Origin of the sequence: Actinospica durhamensis, from assembly GCF_018139695.1 — a bacterium.
GTDB lineage: Bacteria > Actinomycetota > Actinomycetes > Streptomycetales > Catenulisporaceae > Actinospica > Actinospica durhamensis.
The window spans coordinates 1-17,608 of record NZ_JAGSOG010000189.1 but is presented as its reverse complement, the minus strand read 5'-3'; the positions used below and the strand labels follow the sequence as shown (position 1 = coordinate 17,608).

Sequence of the window (17,608 nt, the reverse complement as noted above, 5' to 3'; positions counted from 1 at the left end):
GACGTGGGGGGTTCGGCGGCGGCGGGGTACTCCTCGAGCAGGTCGAGGGCCACCCGCACGGCCGCCTCGAGCTGGGTGTTGCGCCCGGCCTCCCAGTCCAGCGGGCCGCGCACCACGGCCACGTCCGGATCCACGCCGTGGTTCTCGATGCCGAAGCCGATTCCGCCGGGGAACCACGCGGCGTTGCGCGGCACGGTGATCTGGGTGCCGTCGACCAGCGTGTGCCGGCCGGTCATGCCCACCACCCCGCCCCAGGTGCGCTGCCCGACCACCGGGCCGAGGCCGAGCTCCCGGAAGGCCGCGACGATCACGTCCCCGTCCGAGCTTGTGGCCTCGTCCGCGATCGCCACCACCGGGCCGCGCAGGGCGTCGCGCGGATACCTGGCCGGGCGCCGGCCGCGGGTGAAGTCCCAGGCCAGCACCTTGCGGCTGAGCTTGTCGAGCACCAGCTGGGAGACATTGCCGCCGGCGTTGCCGCGCACGTCGAGCACCAGCGCCGGGTAGTTGAACTCGCGGCGCAGGTCCCGGTTGAACTGGGCCCAGCCGGAGCCGCCGAGGTCGGGGATGTGCAGGTAGCCGCAGCGTCCTTCACTCAGTTGGCGTACTTTGGCCCGCCGCTGCACCACCGTGTCCTGGTAGCGCACCGGCCGCTCGTCGCTGAGCGGGGTGACCGCGATCCGCCGCAGCGAACCGTCCGCCGCGGTGCGCAGCACCAGCTCGATCGTGGTGCCGCCGGTTCCGGCGAGCAGCGGGAGCGGGCCGAGCACCGGGTCCGGGGTGCGCCCGGCCACCTCCACGATCTCGTCGCCCGGACGCACCCCGTGCGCCGCGAGCGGGGCGCGGGCGCGCGGATCGGAGGACTCGCCGGTCAGCACCCGGTCGATCAGCCAGCGGCCCCGCTCGTCGCGGTGAACGTCCACGCCCAGCAGGCCGAGCGGACGCTGCGGGCGGGTCGGGCCCTCGCCGAGCCGGGAGGCCACCACGTAGGCGTGCGAGGTGCCGAGCTCGCCGAGCAGCTCCTGCAGCACGTCGCCGAAGTCGTCGGGGCTGGCCACCCGCGCGATCAGCCCCTCGTACTGCTCGGTCAGCGCGTCCCAGTCGAGCCCGCACATGCCCGGGTCCCAGTACTGGTCGCGCACCACCCGCGCGGCCTCGCGGTAGGCCTGGCGCCACTCGGCCGCCGGGTCCACCGTGTGCGTGATCCGGCGCAGGTCCACCGTGAACGCGCGGTCCGGGTCGGCCAGACTCAGCACGCTGAGCTCACCGTCGCTCAGGTACACCAGCGCGGTGCCGTCGCCGGAGACCGCGTAGCCCTCCACGTCCTCGGCCAGCACCTCGGCCTCGCCGGCGTCGAGGTCGAAGTACTCGAGCACGGGCTGGCCGGACAGGTCCTCCGGGTTGGCGAAGGTCTGGCCGAGCGCGCCGGAGATCGGCCAGCGCAGCCACACCACGCCGCCGGCCACCGGTGCCGGATCAGAGTACTTCGACGCGATCACCGGGAACGGCAGCAGCCGCTCGGCCAGCGCCTCCGGGTCCACCCGGACCGTGCCGTCGCTGGTGACCGGGTGCAGCGCGGTGCCGTCCGGGGCCCGGCCCTCGACCGGGATGGAGAAGGGCGCGAGCACGTCCACCGACAGCGGCACCAGGTAGGGGCGACAGCCGAGCGGGAAGGACATGTCGCCGGTGTGCACGTCGTGCACCGGGTCGAAGCCGCGCCAGGACAGGAAGACCAGGTAGTGCCCGTCCCGGGTGAAGCAGGGCCCTTCGTCCTCGAACCGCCCGGTGGTCACGTCGTAGACCTTCTCCGGCCGGGCCGCCTCCACCAGCCGGATCCGCCGCAGCGACTTGTGCGCCACCGCCTGCGACCAGGTCAGCCACTTGGAGTCGGGCGAGAAGGCGAGGCCGGTGAGCGGGCCGTAGCTCGAGCGGGTCACCTCGCTCACCGCGCCGTCGGCCTGGGCCACCAGCAGCAGCCGGCCGTCGCTGGCGGCCACTCCGAAGACGGAGCCGTCGGGCGAGGCGGTGAAGGCGATCACCCGCCCGATCCGGCCGCGGGCGAGCACCCGCGGCATCGGGATGCTCGGGGAGCGCGGCCGGTCGGCGCGGGCGGCCTCGGCGGCGGCCTCCGGCGGGGTGTGGCCGGGCGAGGGGGCGAGCGCGATCTCGTCCTCGCCCTCGGCGTCGCTGACCCAGGCGACCCGGTCGGCCCCGATCAGCACCGGCAGCCGGTTGTGCACGCCCGGGGTGTCGGCCAGCACCCGGGCCGGGCCGTCGTGGTGGGTGAGCCAGTACAGGCTGCCGCGCACCTGCACCACACTCGCCCGGCCGTCCACGTCGCAGGAGAAGCCGCCGAGGTTGGCCGAGGCGGGGACCTGGTAGGGGCGCCGTCCGGTGCGGGCGCCGCCGAGCGGGATGTCCAGCGGGCGCGGGGACGGGGCGTCGAGGCGCTCGAGCAGGTAGAGGTCGCCGGCGTGCTGGTAGACGACGCGTTCGCCGTCGGTGGCGGCGTTGCGGGCGTAGAAGGTGTCGTGGTCGCTGTGCCGGCGCAGGTCGGTGCCGTCGGCACGGCAGGAGTAGAGGTTGCCGATGCCCTCGTGGTCGGACAGGAACGCCACCCGCAGCGCGTCCCCGGTGCCGATCAGCATCGGTGCGGCCAGGTGTCCGTCGAGGCCCTCGAGCAGCCGCTGCCCGTCCAGCCACAGCCGCCCGGTGGCCCCGCCGCGGTAGCGCTTCCAGCCCGCGGGCTCGTGCGCCGGGGTGCCGGTGAGCAGCAGCGTGTGCTCGGGGGTGATCGCGGCCTCGGAGACCGGGCCCCAGGGCAGGCGGGTGGCCGTGGAGCCGTCCAGCGGAAGTGAATACGCCCACGTATAGCGACTGAAGGGCTGGTGGTACGAGGACACCCCGAGGATCGAGCCGTCCGGCATCCAGCCGAGCACCCGGGTGTCCTCGCTGCCGGCCCAGCTCAGCCGCAGCGCCGGACCGCCGTCCACCGCGGTGCTCCACACCTCGGGGGTGGGCGCGAGCCAGCTGGTCCACGCCAGGGTGCGCCCGTCCGGCGAGAGCCGCGGGTTGCTCACCCTGATGCGGTCACAGGTCACCCGCCAGGCCCGGCCCACCGAGCCGTCGGCGCCGAGCGGGGCGAGCCAGACGTCGTCCTCGGCCGCGAAGGTCAGCAGCGAGCCGCGCAGGTGCGGATAGCGCAGGTACCCGGGCCCGTGTTCCGTGCGCGACTGCATGGCTCCATGCTTGGGTGCGCGCGCGGGCCGGGCAACCGTGGTCGTCCGTAAGAATTCAGATGCGGTGACTCAGACCCGTACCTAGGGTGCGGAGGTGACGATCGACGAAGAGACAATCCGTCAGATGCAAGGCCTGGCCCGCACGGTGTACACACTGCGGCCGGAACTGCTCATGAACGACGCGACGTTCGGCGAGATCCCGTGGGTCTGGGCCTCGTCTCCGGCGTCGGAACAGGACGACTGGCGCCACCGGTTCTGGCACGCGCCCGACGGGGAGGTCATCGGCTGGGGCTGGGCTTTCCTCCCGCACGAGACGCCGCAGACCGACGGGACGACGCGGCCCTTCCGCCGGGCCAACCTGGCCTGGCTGGTGCATCCGGAACACGCCGAGGTGTTCGGCGAGATCCTGGACTGGTACGACGAGCAGGCGGCCGCAATCCCGCGCGGGGTCTCGGTGCGCGCGGCCCACGCCGAGGCGCTGGCGCTGGCGGCCGCGCACGGATACGCGGTCAACGAGCAGCAGGCCGGGGACCAGGGCTACTGGATCCAGCTCAACGGACGGGACCTGGCGCGGATCGAGACGCCGGCGGTGCCCGAGGGCTACCGCGTGAGCACGGCGGCCGAGGTCGGCACGGAGGCGGCCTACCGCGCGCACGCCGACGCCTGGCATCCCTCCACGCTCACCCTCGAGGCCATGGAGCGCACCCAGCGCACCGAGTCCTACCGCGCCGACCTGCACCTGGTCGTGGTGACCGAGGACGGCGCACCGGTGGCCTCGACCACGATCTGGCTGGACGAGGAGACCGGCTCGGCCGAGTTCGAGCCCGTCGGCACCCACCCGGAGCACCGGCGCAAGGGCGTGGCCCGGGCCATGCTGCTGCACGGAATGCACGCGGCCAAGGCGGCGGGCGCGCGGCGGATGCTGGTCGCCTGCCTCGGCGCCGCGGGCCATCCCGCGGCGCGCGAGCTGTATTACAGCGTCGGCTTCGAGTGCTTCACCGCCGACGTGCCGCACCTCAAGCAGCCTGACTCCAGCAGCCTGACTCCAGCAGCCCTGATTGAGGCAGCCTGACCGGCCCTCAGGCCGAAGGCTTGCGTCCGACGCCGACGTAGCCCGAGTACCGGGTTACGTCGCCGTCGAGCGGGTCGGGCCGGCTGCCGGTCAGTTCGGGACGCCAGTGGATGATGTCCACCAGACCGGGCTCGACCAGCTCGTAGCCGATGAACAGCTGGGCCACCTCGGCCTTGCTGCGGAAGACGAGCTGGTGGCTGGCGCGGGTGTAGAGCTCCGAGGCGCCGCGCGCGCTCTCCGGCTGGTAGTCGGCCGTGCCGTGGCTGATCGCTAGATACGAACCCTGAGCCATCGCGTCGCGGTAGGCGCCGACCAGTGCCGGGGCGTCGTCCTCCGGCGCCACGAAGTGCAGTACCGCCAACATGATCACGCCGATCGGGCGGCTGAGGTCGAGGAAGTCGGGTACCACCGAGTGCTTCATCACCGCGTCCACGTCGCGCAGGTCCGCGTGCACGACGGTGGCGTTGGGCACGTCCTGCAGCAGCACGATGCTGTGCGCGATGGCGACCGGGTCCATGTCCACGTACACCGTGCGCGAGCGCGGGTTGAGCGAGAGCGCGATGTCGTGGGTGTTGCCGCCGGTGGGAATGCCGGATCCGAGATCAAGAAACTGATCCACCCCGAGGCTGCTGAGGTAGGTCACGGCGCGGTGCAGGAAGCCCCGGTTGGCCCGCGCGATGTGCGGCATGTCCGGCCAGTTCTTGAGATTCTCCTCGGCCAGCGCGCGGTCGGCGGCGAAGTTGTAGGAGCCGCCGAGGTAGTAGTCGTACATCCGCGCGGCGGACGGCCGCTCGATGTCCACCTCGTCCGGTGCCCACGCAGGGCGATGGTTCGGCACAGTGACCCCCTCAGCTCTCGACCGTCACGATCGTACTCTGCCGCACCTGTCCACGACGAGGGGTGAACAGACGACTTCGCTCAGAGCGTACGGAGAACCGAGGGGGTCGGCGCCGCGCGGCGGCGCGGGGTGTGTCAGTTCTCTGGCCAGCCGCCCTGCGGGGGCTGCTGGGGCTGCTGGAACTGCTGCGGCTGGGCCGGAGCCTGACCGGGCCAGGCCTGCTGCGGCTGCGGCTGCATCTGCTGCGGCTGCTGGCCCCAGGCCTGCTGCTGCGGCATGGGCGCGCCGTACTGCGGCTGCTGCGGTTGCAACGGTTGCTGCTGCTGCGGAACCTGCGCGCCGTAAGGGGCCTGACCCTGACCCTGCATCGGGTACTGGCTCTGGTTGTAGCCGCCCTGGTTGTAGGCGGCCTGGTTGTACTGCTGCTGCGGGTACGGCTGCCCGTTGCCGGGGAACGGCCCGGCTCCGGCGACGGCGCCGGCCGGCGCCGGAGCGGCGCCGCGGGCCGAGCGCAGCCGGATCTCGCTGGTGAGCCAGGCCCCGCCGCCGATCATCATCAGCGGTCCGAGGACGAACATGATGATCGCGTCGCGGTGGTTCGAGGACTCCTGGTCCGACAGGCTCTTGTCGCTGGTGGACCCGTTGTCGGTGACTTCGCAGGTGTCCCCCTGCTGCATCGTCTGCCCGCCGCAGTCGGCGGGGTTCTTCCAGGTGGAGACGCCGCCGAAGATCAGCAGGCCCCCGATCGCGATGGTGAGCACCGCGTAGACCAGACTCTTGGTGGTTCCGGAACGTATGGTGGATCTCCTGGCCATGGCCGGTCGGTCTCCAGGCATTCGTAGGGACTTCGCGGACCGTGCTCGACACCCCGTCCAGCGGCCCCGCGGACCCGGACACGGCCGGGACTGGCGCGCATGCTACCGCGTACGGAGCACTCAGCGCACTGATGTGCCGCCCGTCGGCCCGAGAGAACGGCTTCGCCCCGCGCCCGTCGCGGCGGACGGGCGCGGGGCGAATCCTCAGACGTGCGGCAGTTCCGGCACCGCGGCCAGCAGGGTACGGGTATACGGGTCCTGCGCATCGGCCAGATCGGCGGCGGGCAGGATCTCCACCACCCGTCCCGCGTTCATCACCGCGATCCGGTCGCTGACCTGCCGTACCACGGCCAGGTCGTGCGCGATGAACACCAGGGTGAGCTCGAACTCCGCGCGCAGCTCCCGCAGCAGCGCGACGACCTGGGCCTGGGTGGTCACGTCCAGCGCCGAGACCGGCTCGTCGCACACCACAAGACGCGGCCGCAGGATCAGGGCCCTGGCTATCGCGGCGCGCTGGCGCTGCCCGCCGGAGAGCTGGTGCGGATAGCGGTGGTAGAGCTTGGGATCCAGGCCCACCCGCTCCAGCATCCCGCACACGGACGCCTCGAGCCGCGCGTCGTCCTTCTCCCCCTGCACCCGCAGCGGTTCCGCGATCGAGTCGCCGATGCCGCGGCGCGGGTTGAGCGAGGAGGCCGGGTCCTGGAAGATCAGCTGCAGGTCCCGGCGGTGCCGGCGCAGCTCCCGGCCGCGCCAGGAGCCGAGCGGACGGCCGTCGAACTCGATCGTGCCCGCGGTCGGCTGCTGCAGCCGGACCAGCGAGCGCCCGAGCGTGGTCTTGCCGCTGCCGCTCTCCCCCACGATGCCCAGCGACTCGCCCTCGCGCAGCTCCAGGTCGACCCCGGCCACCGCCCGGGTCAGCGCGGCGCCGCGCTTGGCCGGGAAGGTCACCTCGAGGCCGCGCACCCGCATCAGCGGCGGCTTCGCGTCGTCCGCGGGCTTGGGCTCGGGCAGTTGCGCGTCCAGGCGCGGGATCGCGGCCAGCAGCGCCTGCGTGTACGTGTGCTGCGGCTCCGTCAGGACCTTGCGGACCGGGCCGCGCTCGACCTGCTCGCCGGACTTGAGCACGATCACCTCGTCCACGGTGCCGCCGACCACGGCGAGGTCGTGGCTGATCAGGATCAGGCTCATGCCGGTCTCCCGGCGCAGCTCGGTCAGCAGGTCCAGGATCTGCGCCTGCACCGTGACGTCCAGGGCCGTGGTCGGCTCGTCGGCCACCAGCACCCGCGGTTCGAGCACCAGCGCCATGGCGATCAGCGCCCGCTGCCGCATGCCGCCGGAGAACTCGTGCGGGAACGCCCGGTACTTGCCCGCCGCGTCGATGCCCACCTTCTCCAGCGCCTCGGCCGCGCGCTGGGCTGCTTCCTTGCGGCTCTCGCCGAAGTGCATCCGGCGCACCGCCGCGATCTGGTCCCCGACCCGCCGGTACGGGTCGAGGCTGGTGAGCGGCTCCTGGAAGATCATGGCCAGTTCGCGGCCGCGGACCGAGCGCAGGGCGCGTTCGTCCGCGGTGTTCACGTCCACGACCTCGGCTCCGGCCGCGCGCGGACGCACCAGCACCCGGCCGTCCACCCGCGCCGCCGTGCCGCGGTGCAGGCCCAGCAGCGCCAGCGCCGCCGCCGACTTGCCCGAGCCCGACTCCCCGACCAGGCCGAGCGCCTGGCCCTGGGCGAGCTCGAAGCCCAGGCCGGCCAGGGCCGTGAGCTCCCCGCCCCGGGCGCCGGGGAAGCTCACCCGCAGGTCCTCGACCCGCAGCGGCGCGCCGAGCGCCGCCGCCGTGTCCGTGTTCTGCGTCATGCCAGCCTCACTCGGGGGTCGAGCACCGCGTAGAGCACGTCGGCGACGGCGTTCGCGGCGATGATCAGGAACGCGGCCAGCAGCGTGATCCCGGTGACCACGGGCAGGTCCACGTTGTTCGCCGAGTCCACCATGAGCTTGCCCAGGCCAGGCAGGCCGAACATGGACTCGGTGAACACCGCGCCGGCAAGCACCCCGCCGATGTCCACGGCGGCCATGGTGGCGAGCGTCGGCAGCGCGCCGCGCACCGCGTGGCGCAGCACCACCCGCCGCTCGCTGTAGCCGTAGGCGCGCAGGGTCCTGATGTGGTCCTGCCCCAGCGACTCGAGCACTCCGGCCCGGGTCAGCCGAAGGTAGTTGCCCGCCGTGACCAGCGCGATGGCGAGCCAGGGCAGCAGCAGGTTCTCGAACCACTGTCCCGGATCCTGGGTGAGCGGCACGTACGTCGGGAACGGCAGCACCTGCCACCAGACGCAGAACACGATCAGCAGCAGCAGGGCCAGGACGAACAGCGGCGTGGCGCTGAAGGTCATCGCCACCAGCGTGGTCATCCGGTCGCGCAGTCCGTTCGGACGCAGCGCCGCGAACAGGCCGAAACCGATCCCCAGAGCGAGCCACAGCACCGCCGAGCCGAGCGCCAGCGAGAGGTCCACCGGCAGCCGGTCAAGCAGCATCTGCGTCACCGGCTCGTTGCTCTGGAAGGAGAAGCCGAGGCAGGGCGCGGAACACCAGGTGGTGCCCACCCCGGTGTCATAGCTGTGCCCGACGAACAGGGAACTGATGAAAGTCCAGAACTGCGCGACGATCGAGCGGTCCAGCCCCATCGCGTGCCGCACCTGCGCGAGCTCGCTCACATCGCAGCGCTTGCCGCAGGCGAGCTCGGCCGGGTCGCCCGGCATCAGGTAGAACAGGCCGTAGACGAGGATGGAGAGCGCGAGCAGCACCGCTAGTGCCGAAAGCAGGCGGCGGAACAGGAAGACGGTCACCGCGTCACGCTCCTCGGGTCGGCCGCCTTGCGCAGCGCCTCACCCAGGCCGGTGAAGGTCAGCACGCACAGCAGCAGCGTGAGCGAGGGCACCAGCACGTAGGTCGGGTCGACCTCGAACCAGGTACTCGCGCTCGAGAGCATCTGGCCCCAGCTCGGCGTCGGCGGCTGCACGCCAAGGCCGAGGAAGGACAAGCCCGCTTCGGCCACCATGTTCCCCGGCAGCGCCAGCGCCGTGTAGGTGACCACCGGCGCGACCAGGCCGGGCAGGATCTCGCGCAAGGCCACCCGCCAGGTGCTCGCTCCGTAGAGCCGGGCCGCGGCGACGTAGTCGCGTTCGCGCAGCACCAGCGTCTCGGCACGCACGATCCGGGCCGTGGACGCCCAGCCGAAACCGGCCAGGATCAGGCACAGCAGCAGCGGTCGCGGGAAGGTCTGCGGCACCACCGCCAGCAGCGCGATGGAGAAGAACAGGCTCGGCAGGGCCAGGGCCAGGTCGGTGAAACGGCTCAGCAGCCCGTCGATCCAGCGGTTGCCCAGGCCCGCCGCGAGCCCGACCAGCAGTCCGAGCAGCAGCTGCCCGAGTGTGGCCCCGGCGGCCACCATCAGCGAGATGCGGGCGCCGTAGAGCAGGCGGGAGAACACGTCACGGCCGGTGGTCGGTTCGACCCCGAGCCAGTGCGCCGAGCTGATCCCGCCGAAGGAGCCGAGCGGGCTGCCACCGGTGGCCGAGTTGAGCAGTTCGTCGTGGTAGGTATTCGGGTCCTGACCCTCGAGCCCGGACAGGACCGGGGCGAGGATCGCGGCGAGCACGAGCAGGACGACGAGCACGAGAGCGGCCTTGCCGCCCGGCCTGGCCCACAGACGGGCCAGGAGCACGGGCGGCTTGTCCGCCTCGTCCGCCGACGGAGCCTGAGCGTCCGTCGGCGCGGCGATCGCGGTGGACATGGCGCTACTTCACCGACACCGAGGAGATGTCGTACCAACCGCGCCACTGGTCCACGTACGTGTTCTTCACCGAGCTGCCGTGCAGCACGACGTCGTTCGCGGTGTAGAGCGGCACGTCCAGGGCGAGCTTGCCGAGCTGGGCGTCGAGGTCGCCCCAGGCCTGCTGCGCCTTGGTGAAGTCGGTGATCTGGTTGATCTGGTCGATCTGCTTCTCCACCGCCGGGTCGTCGTACTGGGCCAGGTTGAAGTTGCCGCCGCCCTGCACGATGTCCCGGCCGTCGAAGATCGGGGTCAGGAACGGGGCGCCGCTGGGCCAGTCCGCACCCCAGCCGAACAGGCTCAGCGCGGGCTCGGTGGTGGTGTTGGTCACGACGCTGTCGTAGCTCGAGTCGTCGATCGGGTTCAGCTTGAGGGTGATGCCGGCCTTGGCGTAGGCCTGCTGGAGCGCGGCGGCGTCCTGCGGGTCGTTGTTGTCGTAGGCCAGCTGGACCGTCAGGCCATTGGGATACCCGGCCTGCGCCAGCAGCTGCTTGGCCTTGGCCGCGTTCCCGGTGGCACCGGCCGGGAAGTAGTCGTACGGGTGGTACGCGGCGCCGATGCTCGGCGGGGTGAAGGTGGTCAGCGCGGTGGCGAGCTGGCTGCCGCCCTCGGCGTTGACCAGGGCGGTGCGGTCCACCGCGTAGGAGAAGGCCTCACGCACCAGGATGTTGTTGAACGGCGCCTTCGTGGTGTTGAACGCCAGGTACGTGGTGTCCGGGAAGTTGCCGCTGGTCAGCCGGGCCTTGAGGGAGGGCTGCACGGCGGCCTTGGCCAGGGTGGCCGCGTCCACGTCGGTGTCCGTGGTGATCGCGTCGGCGTCCTGGCCGACCGAGGCGGCCAGCCGCTGGTCGATCACGGTGGCGGACAGGCCGAAGCTGATGTCGATGGTGTCCGGGCAGGCCAGCCGCTGGCTGTCGGTGGACTTGCTCCAGTAGGTGTTGCGGGTGAGGATCAGGTCCTTGCCCTTGGTGAAGTTCTGGATGGTGTACGGGCCGGAGGAGACCGGGTCGGCGTTGTAGTTCTTGCCGGTGTCCTCGGCCTTGGGCACCGGGGCGAACTGCGTCTCGGCGGCCAGGTACGGGAAGTCGCCCTCCGACTTGCGCAGGTGGAAGACGATCGTGGTGGCGTTCGGGGTGGTGATCGAGGCCAGGTCCGGGTTCGCCCCGTACGGGCCCTGATACGTCTCGCCGCCGATCAGCCAGTCGCGCAGGTAGGGCGGGCCGCCGGCCAGCTCGGAGGAGAAGGAGCGCTCGACCCCGTACTTGATGTCGGCGGAGGTGATCGCCTGGCCGTCGGCGTACTTCAGGCCGGACTTCAGGTGGTAGGTCCAGACGGTGGCGTTCGCGCTCGGCTCGCCGGTGTCGGTGGCCAGGTCGGGCACCACGGTGCGGCCGTCGGCCCCGGCCGTGGTGTCACGCGTGGTCAGCGTGCGGAAGAGCAGCCGCGGGATGGCGCCGCCGCCCGAGGTGTAGAGCTCGGCCGGGTCCAGACCGGTGTCCTCGGTGGCCTGGTCGAGCACCTGCAGCGTGCCGCCGGTGCAGTTCGCGGCGTCGAACGCGGCGGCGGACGAGGTCGAACTCGACCCGCCGCAGGCGGCCGTGAGCGAACCGACCAGAGCGGTGAGGCCGACGGCGGCGGCGGCGAGTCGTATTCGTCTGGGCACGGGAATTCCTTCTCTTTTCGGGCAGGGCGAATGACGGGCAGGGTGAACCCGGTGAAATGACGTGCGAAACGCGCGAAAGCGTCACACGGAAATGAGGGGAAAGCCGGGAGAATCGCCGCGACGCACCGCGAAACGGGGGCGGCGGGGGCTCTACGCCGGAGCGGGACGACGCGAGGGCCGTCCCGCCTGCGGCGGAGCTAGTGGGACATCAACACAGGATGTCGGCGACACTGTGCGCACTCATGCCGATCAGAACGACCTCGTGGGTCGTCGGTCGGGGTGCGCTCAGGTCCATGGCCGAAATTCTAAGAGTGGCCTGAGTACAGGGTCAAACCCGGGCCACGCTCACTACATTACGGTTCCATCACGCCTTTCTTAAGGCAGCACCCAATTCTGGTTGGACCCTCCCGTACAGGACCAGATCTGCAGCTGTGTACCCGCGGTGGACGAGGAGCCCGGATCGTCGAGGCACTTGCCGGACTGCGGGTTGAGCAACGCGCCGTCGGACTGCGGCACCCATTGCTGGGCCCCGGTGCCGTTACAGGTGTAGAGGTCCACCAGCGTGCCGTTCGCCGTACCGCCGGCGACCACGTCCAGGCACTTGCCCAGGGCCTTGAGCGTGGCGTTCGGCTCGGTGGTCCAGCTCTGCGCGGTGGTGGCGTTGCAGGTGTAGATCTGCACCGGCGTGCCGTCGGCGCTGTTGTCACTGCGCACGTCCAGGCACAGACTCGCGTAGCCGGTGACGGCGCCGGTGACGGCCGCGGGCGAGACCCAGCTCTGATTCGAGGTGCCGCCGCAGGTCCAGATCTGCACCTGCGTGCCCACCACGATGGAGTAGCCGGTGTCGTCGAGGCACTTGCCGGACTGCGGGTTGAGCAGCGCCCCGTCGGACTGCGGCACCCATTGCTGGGCCCCGGTGCCGTTACAGGTGTAGAGGTCCACCAGCGTGCCGTTCGCCGTACCGCCGGCGACCACGTCCAGACATTTGCCGAGCGCCTGATACGTCCCGTCGGCCTCCTGCGTCCACTGCTGGCCGTCGGTCCCGTTGCAGGTGTAGACGTCCACCTTGGTCGCGTCGGCGTTGCTGTCCGAGGCGATATCGAGGCAGAGCCCTGCGTATCCGACCAACGGTGTGGCCGCTATTCCGGCCGTGGCGGCCACCACGGTCCAGGTGAAGGTGGTGGTGGCCCGCGCGCCGTTCGCGTCCTGCGCGGTGACGCTCACGGTGCTGGTGCCCGCGGTGGTGGGCGTGCCGGTGATCAGCCCGCTCGCCGAGATCGAAAGGCCCGCGGGCAGCCCGGACGCGGTGAACGTCGGCGTCTGCCCGGAGGTGGAGTCGCTCGCGCTCGCCTGCACCGACACGGCCGTGCCCGCCTCACCCTCCTGCGCCCCCGGGTTCGCCAGCGTGACCGGCTGGCCGAGTTCGGCGGAGGTCACCGACAGCGTGCCGGTGAGCGGGAGCGAGGCCGTGGCGTCCGCGTCGCCGACGGAGATGCCGTAGCTGCCCGTGCTCGTCGCCCACGCGTTCGCGGACGTGCTCCAGTACTGCAGATTCTGCTGGGTGAGCGGGAAGCTGACGGTCTGGCTCGCGCCCGCGGCCAGGTTCACCCGGGCGAAGCCCTCGAGCTGGCGCGGCGGCTGGCCGGAGGCGGACGGGTCGGTGACGTAGAGCTGAGCCACGTCGGCGCCCGCGCGCGAGCCGGTGTTGGTGACGGTGGCCGTCACCGTGGCCGTGCCGCCCTGTGTCAGCGTGCCCACGTGCAGGTTGCTGAAGGAGAACGAGGTGTAGGACAGCCCGTAGCCGAAGGGGAACAACGGTGTCAGGCCCTGCGAGTCGTACCAGCGGTAGCCGACGTCGACGCCCTCGGAGTACTGCACCTGTCCGTTCACGCCCGGCCACTGCGCCGCCGTGCTCGCCGGGACCTGGGAGAGCGAGGTGGGGAAGGTCACCGGGAGGTGGCCGGACGGGTTCGAGGAGCCGAAGAGCACGCCGGCGACGGCCGTGCCGTCCTCCTGGCCCGGATACCAGGCCTCGAGTACGCCCTTGACCGAGGAGAGCCAGGGCATGGTGACCGCGGATCCGGTGTTGAGCACCACGATCGTGTTCGGGTTCGCGGCGGCCACGGCCGAGATCAGGTTGTCGTCCGTCGTGCCGAGGTCGATGCTCGTCAGGTCCGAGCCCTCGGACTCGTAGTCGCTGACGAAGACCACTGCGACCTTCGCCGCGGCGGCCGCGCTCGCGGCAGAGCTGTCGGAGGACCCGTCGTTGTAGGTCACCGTCGTCCCGCTGGGCGCGGCGGCCGTGATGCCCTGCAGCGGCGTGACGGTGCCGCTCGAGTTCACCCCGGCGCTGCCGCCGCCGTCCGTCTGCGGACTCGTGGACGCGTCGGCCCCGATCACCGCGATGGAGCTGTCGGCGGAACCGAGCGGCAGCACCGACGAGTTCTTCAGCAGCACGGTGCCCTCCTCGGCCAGCGAGGTGGCAGCGGACTGATCCGCCGTGCTGGTCGCGGACTGCGCGGGCGAGCCCGAGGTGGGCCGGTCGAAGAGCCCGTACGCGAACATCTCGGTGAGCGTCTGCGCGACCAGCGTGTTCAGCGTGGCCTGACTCACCTGGCCGGAGCCCACCGCCGACTGCAGCGCCGAGCCGTAGTAGCCGTCGCTGCCGGGCATGTCCATGTTCAGGCCCGCGTTGGCGGACGCGGCGGTGGCGTGGGTGGCGCCCCAGTCCGAGGTGACGAAGCCGGTGAAGCCGAACTGCTGGCGCAGCACCGTGCCGAGCAGATACGGGTTCTGACAGGCGGCGGTGCCGTTGATGTAGCTGTAGGAGCACATCACCGAGGAGGCGTCGCCCTGCTGCACCGCGGCCTGGAAGGCGGGCAGGTAGATCTCCTGCTCCGCCTGGGTGCTGACCACCGCGTCGTCCGCCGAGGTGTTGCGGTCGGTCTCCTGGTTGTACACCGCGTAGTGCTTGACCTGGGCCATCACCCCGGTGGACTGCACACCGCGGATGTCGGCCGCGCCGAGCTGGCCGTTGAGGTAGGGATCCTCGCCGATCGACTCGAAGGCGCGCCCCCACCGCGGGTCGCGCACGATGTTGATGGTGGGCCCGAGGTCGACCGTGGTCCCCTTGGCCGCCTGCTCGGCGCCGATCACCTGCCCGTACTGCTGCTCGGCTGAGGTGTCCCAGGTGGAGGCGACGGAGACCGGGGCGGGCAGCTGGGTGACGTTCGCCATCCCGTCGCCGACGCCGGCCGGGCCGTCCTCGAGGTTCATCGCCGGGATGCACAGCGACCCGATCGCCGGGATGAACCCGACGTAGCTCGAGCCGCTCGCTCCGGTGGCCAGCGCCACCTCCTGCGCCACCGTCATGTGCGACATCAGCTGACTGACACGCTGGGCGATGGGCGCGGCGGAGCCCACCCAGGGGCAGGAGGTGGACGCGGCCTGGGCGGCGCCGGTCCCGCCGACGGTCGCCAGCACGCTCGCCGAGAGCGTGACCAGCACCACGCCGAGCGCTTTGCGCCGGGTACGGGTGTGCATGCGGGTATGGATATGGGGGTGGGTGTGGGTGTGTTGCGGGTCGGACACGATGCCTCCATGCATCACGCCGTGCCGGCCGCGGTCCGGCACGCAAAGTTGTCCGCGCGAACAAACAGTAAATGGGGATGAAACCGCGCACCACCGCCCCTGTCAATTGGTCCAGACCGTTCCGGAACGCCTCGAGGGCCGGGCGCCGGGCCCGCTAGCCTGACGGCATGGAACGCTCGCTGAGCCTCGCGGTGGCGCAACCGCGCTGTGTCCCGCACGATGTCGCGGCGAACGCGGCGGCCCACGCGCAGGCGGTACGCGCGGCCGACGCACGCGTGGTGGTCTTCCCGGAGATGTCGCTCACCGGCTACGAACTCGACGCCGCGCCCGTCGCGCCCGACGACGAACGGCTCAGTCCCCTGATCGCCACGTGCGCCGAGACCGGCACGCTCGCCCTGGTCGGCGCGCCCGTGCCCGGCTCCGACGGCCCGCACATCGGCGTGCTCGCGGTGGACGCGGCCGGCGCGCGGGTGGCCTACGGCAAGGTCTACCTGCACAGCACCGAGGCGGTCGGCTTCGTCCCGGGCGAGCCCGCGGTGATCGAGGTCGACGGCTGGCGCCTCGGCCTGGCCGTGTGCCGTGACACCGGCGTCCCGGAACACGCCGCGCGCACCGCGGCTCTCGGCATGGACGTGTACGTCGCAGGCGTCGTGCACAGCGATCAGGAGGCCGACCTGCACGGCGAGCGCGCCCGCCGGGTCGCGGCCGAGCACGGCGTCTTCGTCGCCACCGCCGCCTTCGCCGGCCCGACCGGCGGCGGCTACGCACGCACCTGCGGCCGCTCCGGCATCTGGTCCGCCGCCGGCGCCCTGCTCGCCGAGGCCGGCACCGCCCCCGACGAGCTCGCCCGCGCGGTGATCAGCCGCTGATCACGCGGCGCACCGAGGCCGGCACACACGTGGGCCCGCCCAACAAAAGCACCGCCGCGGCAAGGTGCCGCACAACGCTCTGATGCCGCGCACCCGCCGAGTACCGGGTGGCGATCCAGCTGAATATCAAGAGCATGATGAAGCGGGCGAGGCCGCGGCGGTGGACAGGACGGCCACGACGAGTCCCCCGGCGTGACGACGGGCCCGCTCCAGGCCTTTCGGCTTGTCGGCGGGTACCTTGGAACCCATGGATCTGCTCTCCTCCCTGCGCGGCGACGCCGCCGACCGGCCCGAGTCCGTGCGCGTCGGCGAGGAGAGGCTCAGCCGCGGCGAGCTGCTCGCGGCGGCGGGAGCGGTGGCGCGGCGGATCGCGGGCGCCCCGGCCGTCGCGGTGTACGCATCGCCCTCGCTGGCCACCGTGGTCGGCGTGGTCGGCGGCCTGCTGGCCGGAGTCCCGGTGGTGCCGATCGCGCCGGACAGCGGGGCGAGCGAGCTCGCGCACGTGCTCACCGACAGCGGCGCGGCCGTGCTGCTCGCGGGCGCGCGGGAGGCGGCCACGCTGGGTGCGCCGTGGACCGAGTGCGGGGTGCAGCTGCTGCCGGTCGCCGTCTCCGAGCGCGGCGAGGTGCCCTCGGGCCCGGTCCCGGCCGAGGATGCCACGGCCCTGATTCTCTACACCTCGGGCACCACCGGCGTGCCCAAGGGCGTGCCGGTCACCGGGCGGGCGATCACGGCCGACCTGGACGCGCTGGCCGAGGCCTGGGCCTGGACCGAGCAGGACACGCTGGTGCACGGCCTGCCGCTGTTCCACGTGCACGGCCTGGTGCTCGGCGTGCTGGGCGCGCTGCGCACCGGCTCGCGGCTGGTGCACACCGTCCGGCCGACGCCCGAGGCGTACGCGAAGGCGGCCGGCTCGCTCTACTTCGGCGTGCCGACGGTCTGGTCCCGGGTGGCCGCCGACGCGCCGAGTGCCAAAGCCCTGAGCGGCGCGCGGCTGCTCGTCTCCGGCTCGGCGGCGCTGCCCGCGCCGGTGTTCACCCGGCTGCACGAGCTGACCGGGCACCGTCCGGCCGAGCGCTACGGCATGACCGAGACGCTGATCACCGTCGCCGCCCGGGCGCACGACCCGGCCCGGCGCCCTGGCGTGGTCGGCCGCCCCCTGGCCGGGATCGAGACCAGGCTGGTGGACGGCGCCGGAGCCGCGGTGGCCTGGGACGGTGCGAGCGTCGGCAGCCTGCAGCTGTGCGGCCCGACCGTGTTCGAGGGCTACCTGCGCCGCCCGGACGCGACCGCCGCCGCGTTCACCGAGGACGGCTGGTTCCGCACCGGCGACATGGCGGTGCTCGAGCCGGACGGCACCCACCGCATCGTCGGGCGCGCCTCGACCGACCTGATCAAGTCCGGCGGCTACCGGATCGGCGCGGGCGAGGTGGAGAACGCGCTGCTGGCCCACCCGGCCGTGCGCGAGGCCGCGGTGGTGGGCGCGCCGGACGAGGACCTCGGGCAGCGGATCGTGGCGTACGTGGTGGCCGAGGACGTGACCGAGCGGGAGCTGATCGACCTGGTGGCGCGCGAGCTGTCGGCGCACAAGCGCCCGCGCTCGGTGGTGTTCCTGGACGCCCTGCCGCGCAACGCGATGGGCAAGGTGCGCAAGGACCGGCTGGGCTGAGCGCCGGGCCGAGCCGAGCTGGGGCGGGC

General features: G+C 72.2%; 11 protein-coding genes. 3 read left to right on the top strand and 8 right to left on the bottom strand.

The features are described from left to right. The coding region (locus KDL01_RS28385) for a S41 family peptidase (RefSeq protein ID WP_212531696.1) at positions 1-3,236 on the bottom strand (3,236 nt) is incomplete at its 3' end. A gap of 94 nt (positions 3,237-3,330) precedes the next feature. On the opposite strand from KDL01_RS28385, the gene KDL01_RS45495 reads away from it, so the two are divergent. Then, a complete protein-coding gene (locus KDL01_RS45495; protein ID WP_212531695.1) occupies positions 3,331-4,308 on the top strand; it encodes a GNAT family N-acetyltransferase in 978 nt (325 codons plus the stop codon). Positions 4,309-4,315: 7 nt separating this feature from the next. Here KDL01_RS45495 and KDL01_RS28375 read toward each other — a convergent pair whose 3' ends face one another. From KDL01_RS28375 to KDL01_RS28345, 7 genes are all read right to left on the bottom strand, one after another. Then, entirely contained in the window at positions 4,316-5,146 is an 831-nt protein-coding gene (locus tag KDL01_RS28375) for an SAM-dependent methyltransferase (protein ID WP_212531694.1), read from the bottom strand. Between the two features lie 134 nt (positions 5,147-5,280). Beyond that, positions 5,281-5,961, bottom strand: a complete 681-nt coding sequence (locus KDL01_RS28370; RefSeq protein WP_212531693.1) for a hypothetical protein — start codon at positions 5,959-5,961, stop codon at positions 5,281-5,283. Between the two features lie 204 nt (positions 5,962-6,165). After that, the gene (locus KDL01_RS28365; protein ID WP_212531692.1) at positions 6,166-7,815 is read right to left on the bottom strand and encodes a dipeptide ABC transporter ATP-binding protein; all 1,650 of its coding nucleotides are present in this window, start codon (positions 7,813-7,815) and stop codon (positions 6,166-6,168) included. After that, positions 7,812-8,801 (bottom strand): ABC transporter permease, encoded by a 990-nt coding sequence (locus tag KDL01_RS28360; protein WP_212531691.1) that lies wholly within the window; start codon positions 8,799-8,801, stop codon positions 7,812-7,814. Before KDL01_RS28360 ends, KDL01_RS28365 begins: the two co-directional genes overlap by 4 nt. Then, the gene (locus KDL01_RS28355; protein ID WP_212531690.1) at positions 8,798-9,748 is read right to left on the bottom strand and encodes an ABC transporter permease; all 951 of its coding nucleotides are present in this window, start codon (positions 9,746-9,748) and stop codon (positions 8,798-8,800) included. Before KDL01_RS28355 ends, KDL01_RS28360 begins: the two co-directional genes overlap by 4 nt. A 4-nt stretch (positions 9,749-9,752) precedes the next feature. Further along, complete coding sequence (locus KDL01_RS28350) at positions 9,753-11,450, bottom strand: ABC transporter substrate-binding protein (RefSeq protein WP_212531689.1); 1,698 nt, start codon at positions 11,448-11,450, stop codon at positions 9,753-9,755. Between the two features lie 375 nt (positions 11,451-11,825). Further along, on the bottom strand, positions 11,826-15,041 hold the full coding sequence (locus KDL01_RS28345; RefSeq protein ID WP_307846636.1) for a glycoside hydrolase family 3 C-terminal domain-containing protein: 3,216 nt from the start codon (positions 15,039-15,041) through the stop codon (positions 11,826-11,828). 167 nt (positions 15,042-15,208) lie between these two features. Between KDL01_RS28345 and KDL01_RS28340 the strand changes: the two genes are divergently transcribed. Together KDL01_RS28340 and KDL01_RS28335 are read left to right on the top strand one after the other, a co-directional pair. Then, entirely contained in the window at positions 15,209-15,910 is a 702-nt protein-coding gene (locus tag KDL01_RS28340; protein ID WP_212531688.1) for a carbon-nitrogen hydrolase family protein, read from the top strand. Between the two features lie 247 nt (positions 15,911-16,157). Continuing rightward, positions 16,158-17,579, top strand: coding sequence for an acyl-CoA synthetase (locus KDL01_RS28335; RefSeq protein WP_212531687.1), 1,422 nt, complete (start codon positions 16,158-16,160; stop codon positions 17,577-17,579). The last annotated feature ends 29 nt before the right edge of the window (positions 17,580-17,608 follow it).

Bases quoted from the DNA above. Each gene is read 5' to 3' on its own strand.
- KDL01_RS28370 (WP_212531693.1), bottom strand. From the start codon at position 5,961: ATGGCCAGGAGATCCACCATACGTTCCGGAACCACCAAGAGTCTGGTC.
- KDL01_RS28365 (WP_212531692.1), bottom strand. From the start codon at position 7,815: ATGACGCAGAACACGGACACGGCGGCGGCGCTCGGCGCGCCGCTGCGG.
- KDL01_RS28355 (WP_212531690.1), bottom strand. From the start codon at position 9,748: ATGTCCACCGCGATCGCCGCGCCGACGGACGCTCAGGCTCCGTCGGCG.
- KDL01_RS28340 (WP_212531688.1), top strand. From the start codon at position 15,209: ATGGAACGCTCGCTGAGCCTCGCGGTGGCGCAACCGCGCTGTGTCCCG.
- KDL01_RS28335 (WP_212531687.1), top strand. From the start codon at position 16,158: ATGGATCTGCTCTCCTCCCTGCGCGGCGACGCCGCCGACCGGCCCGAG.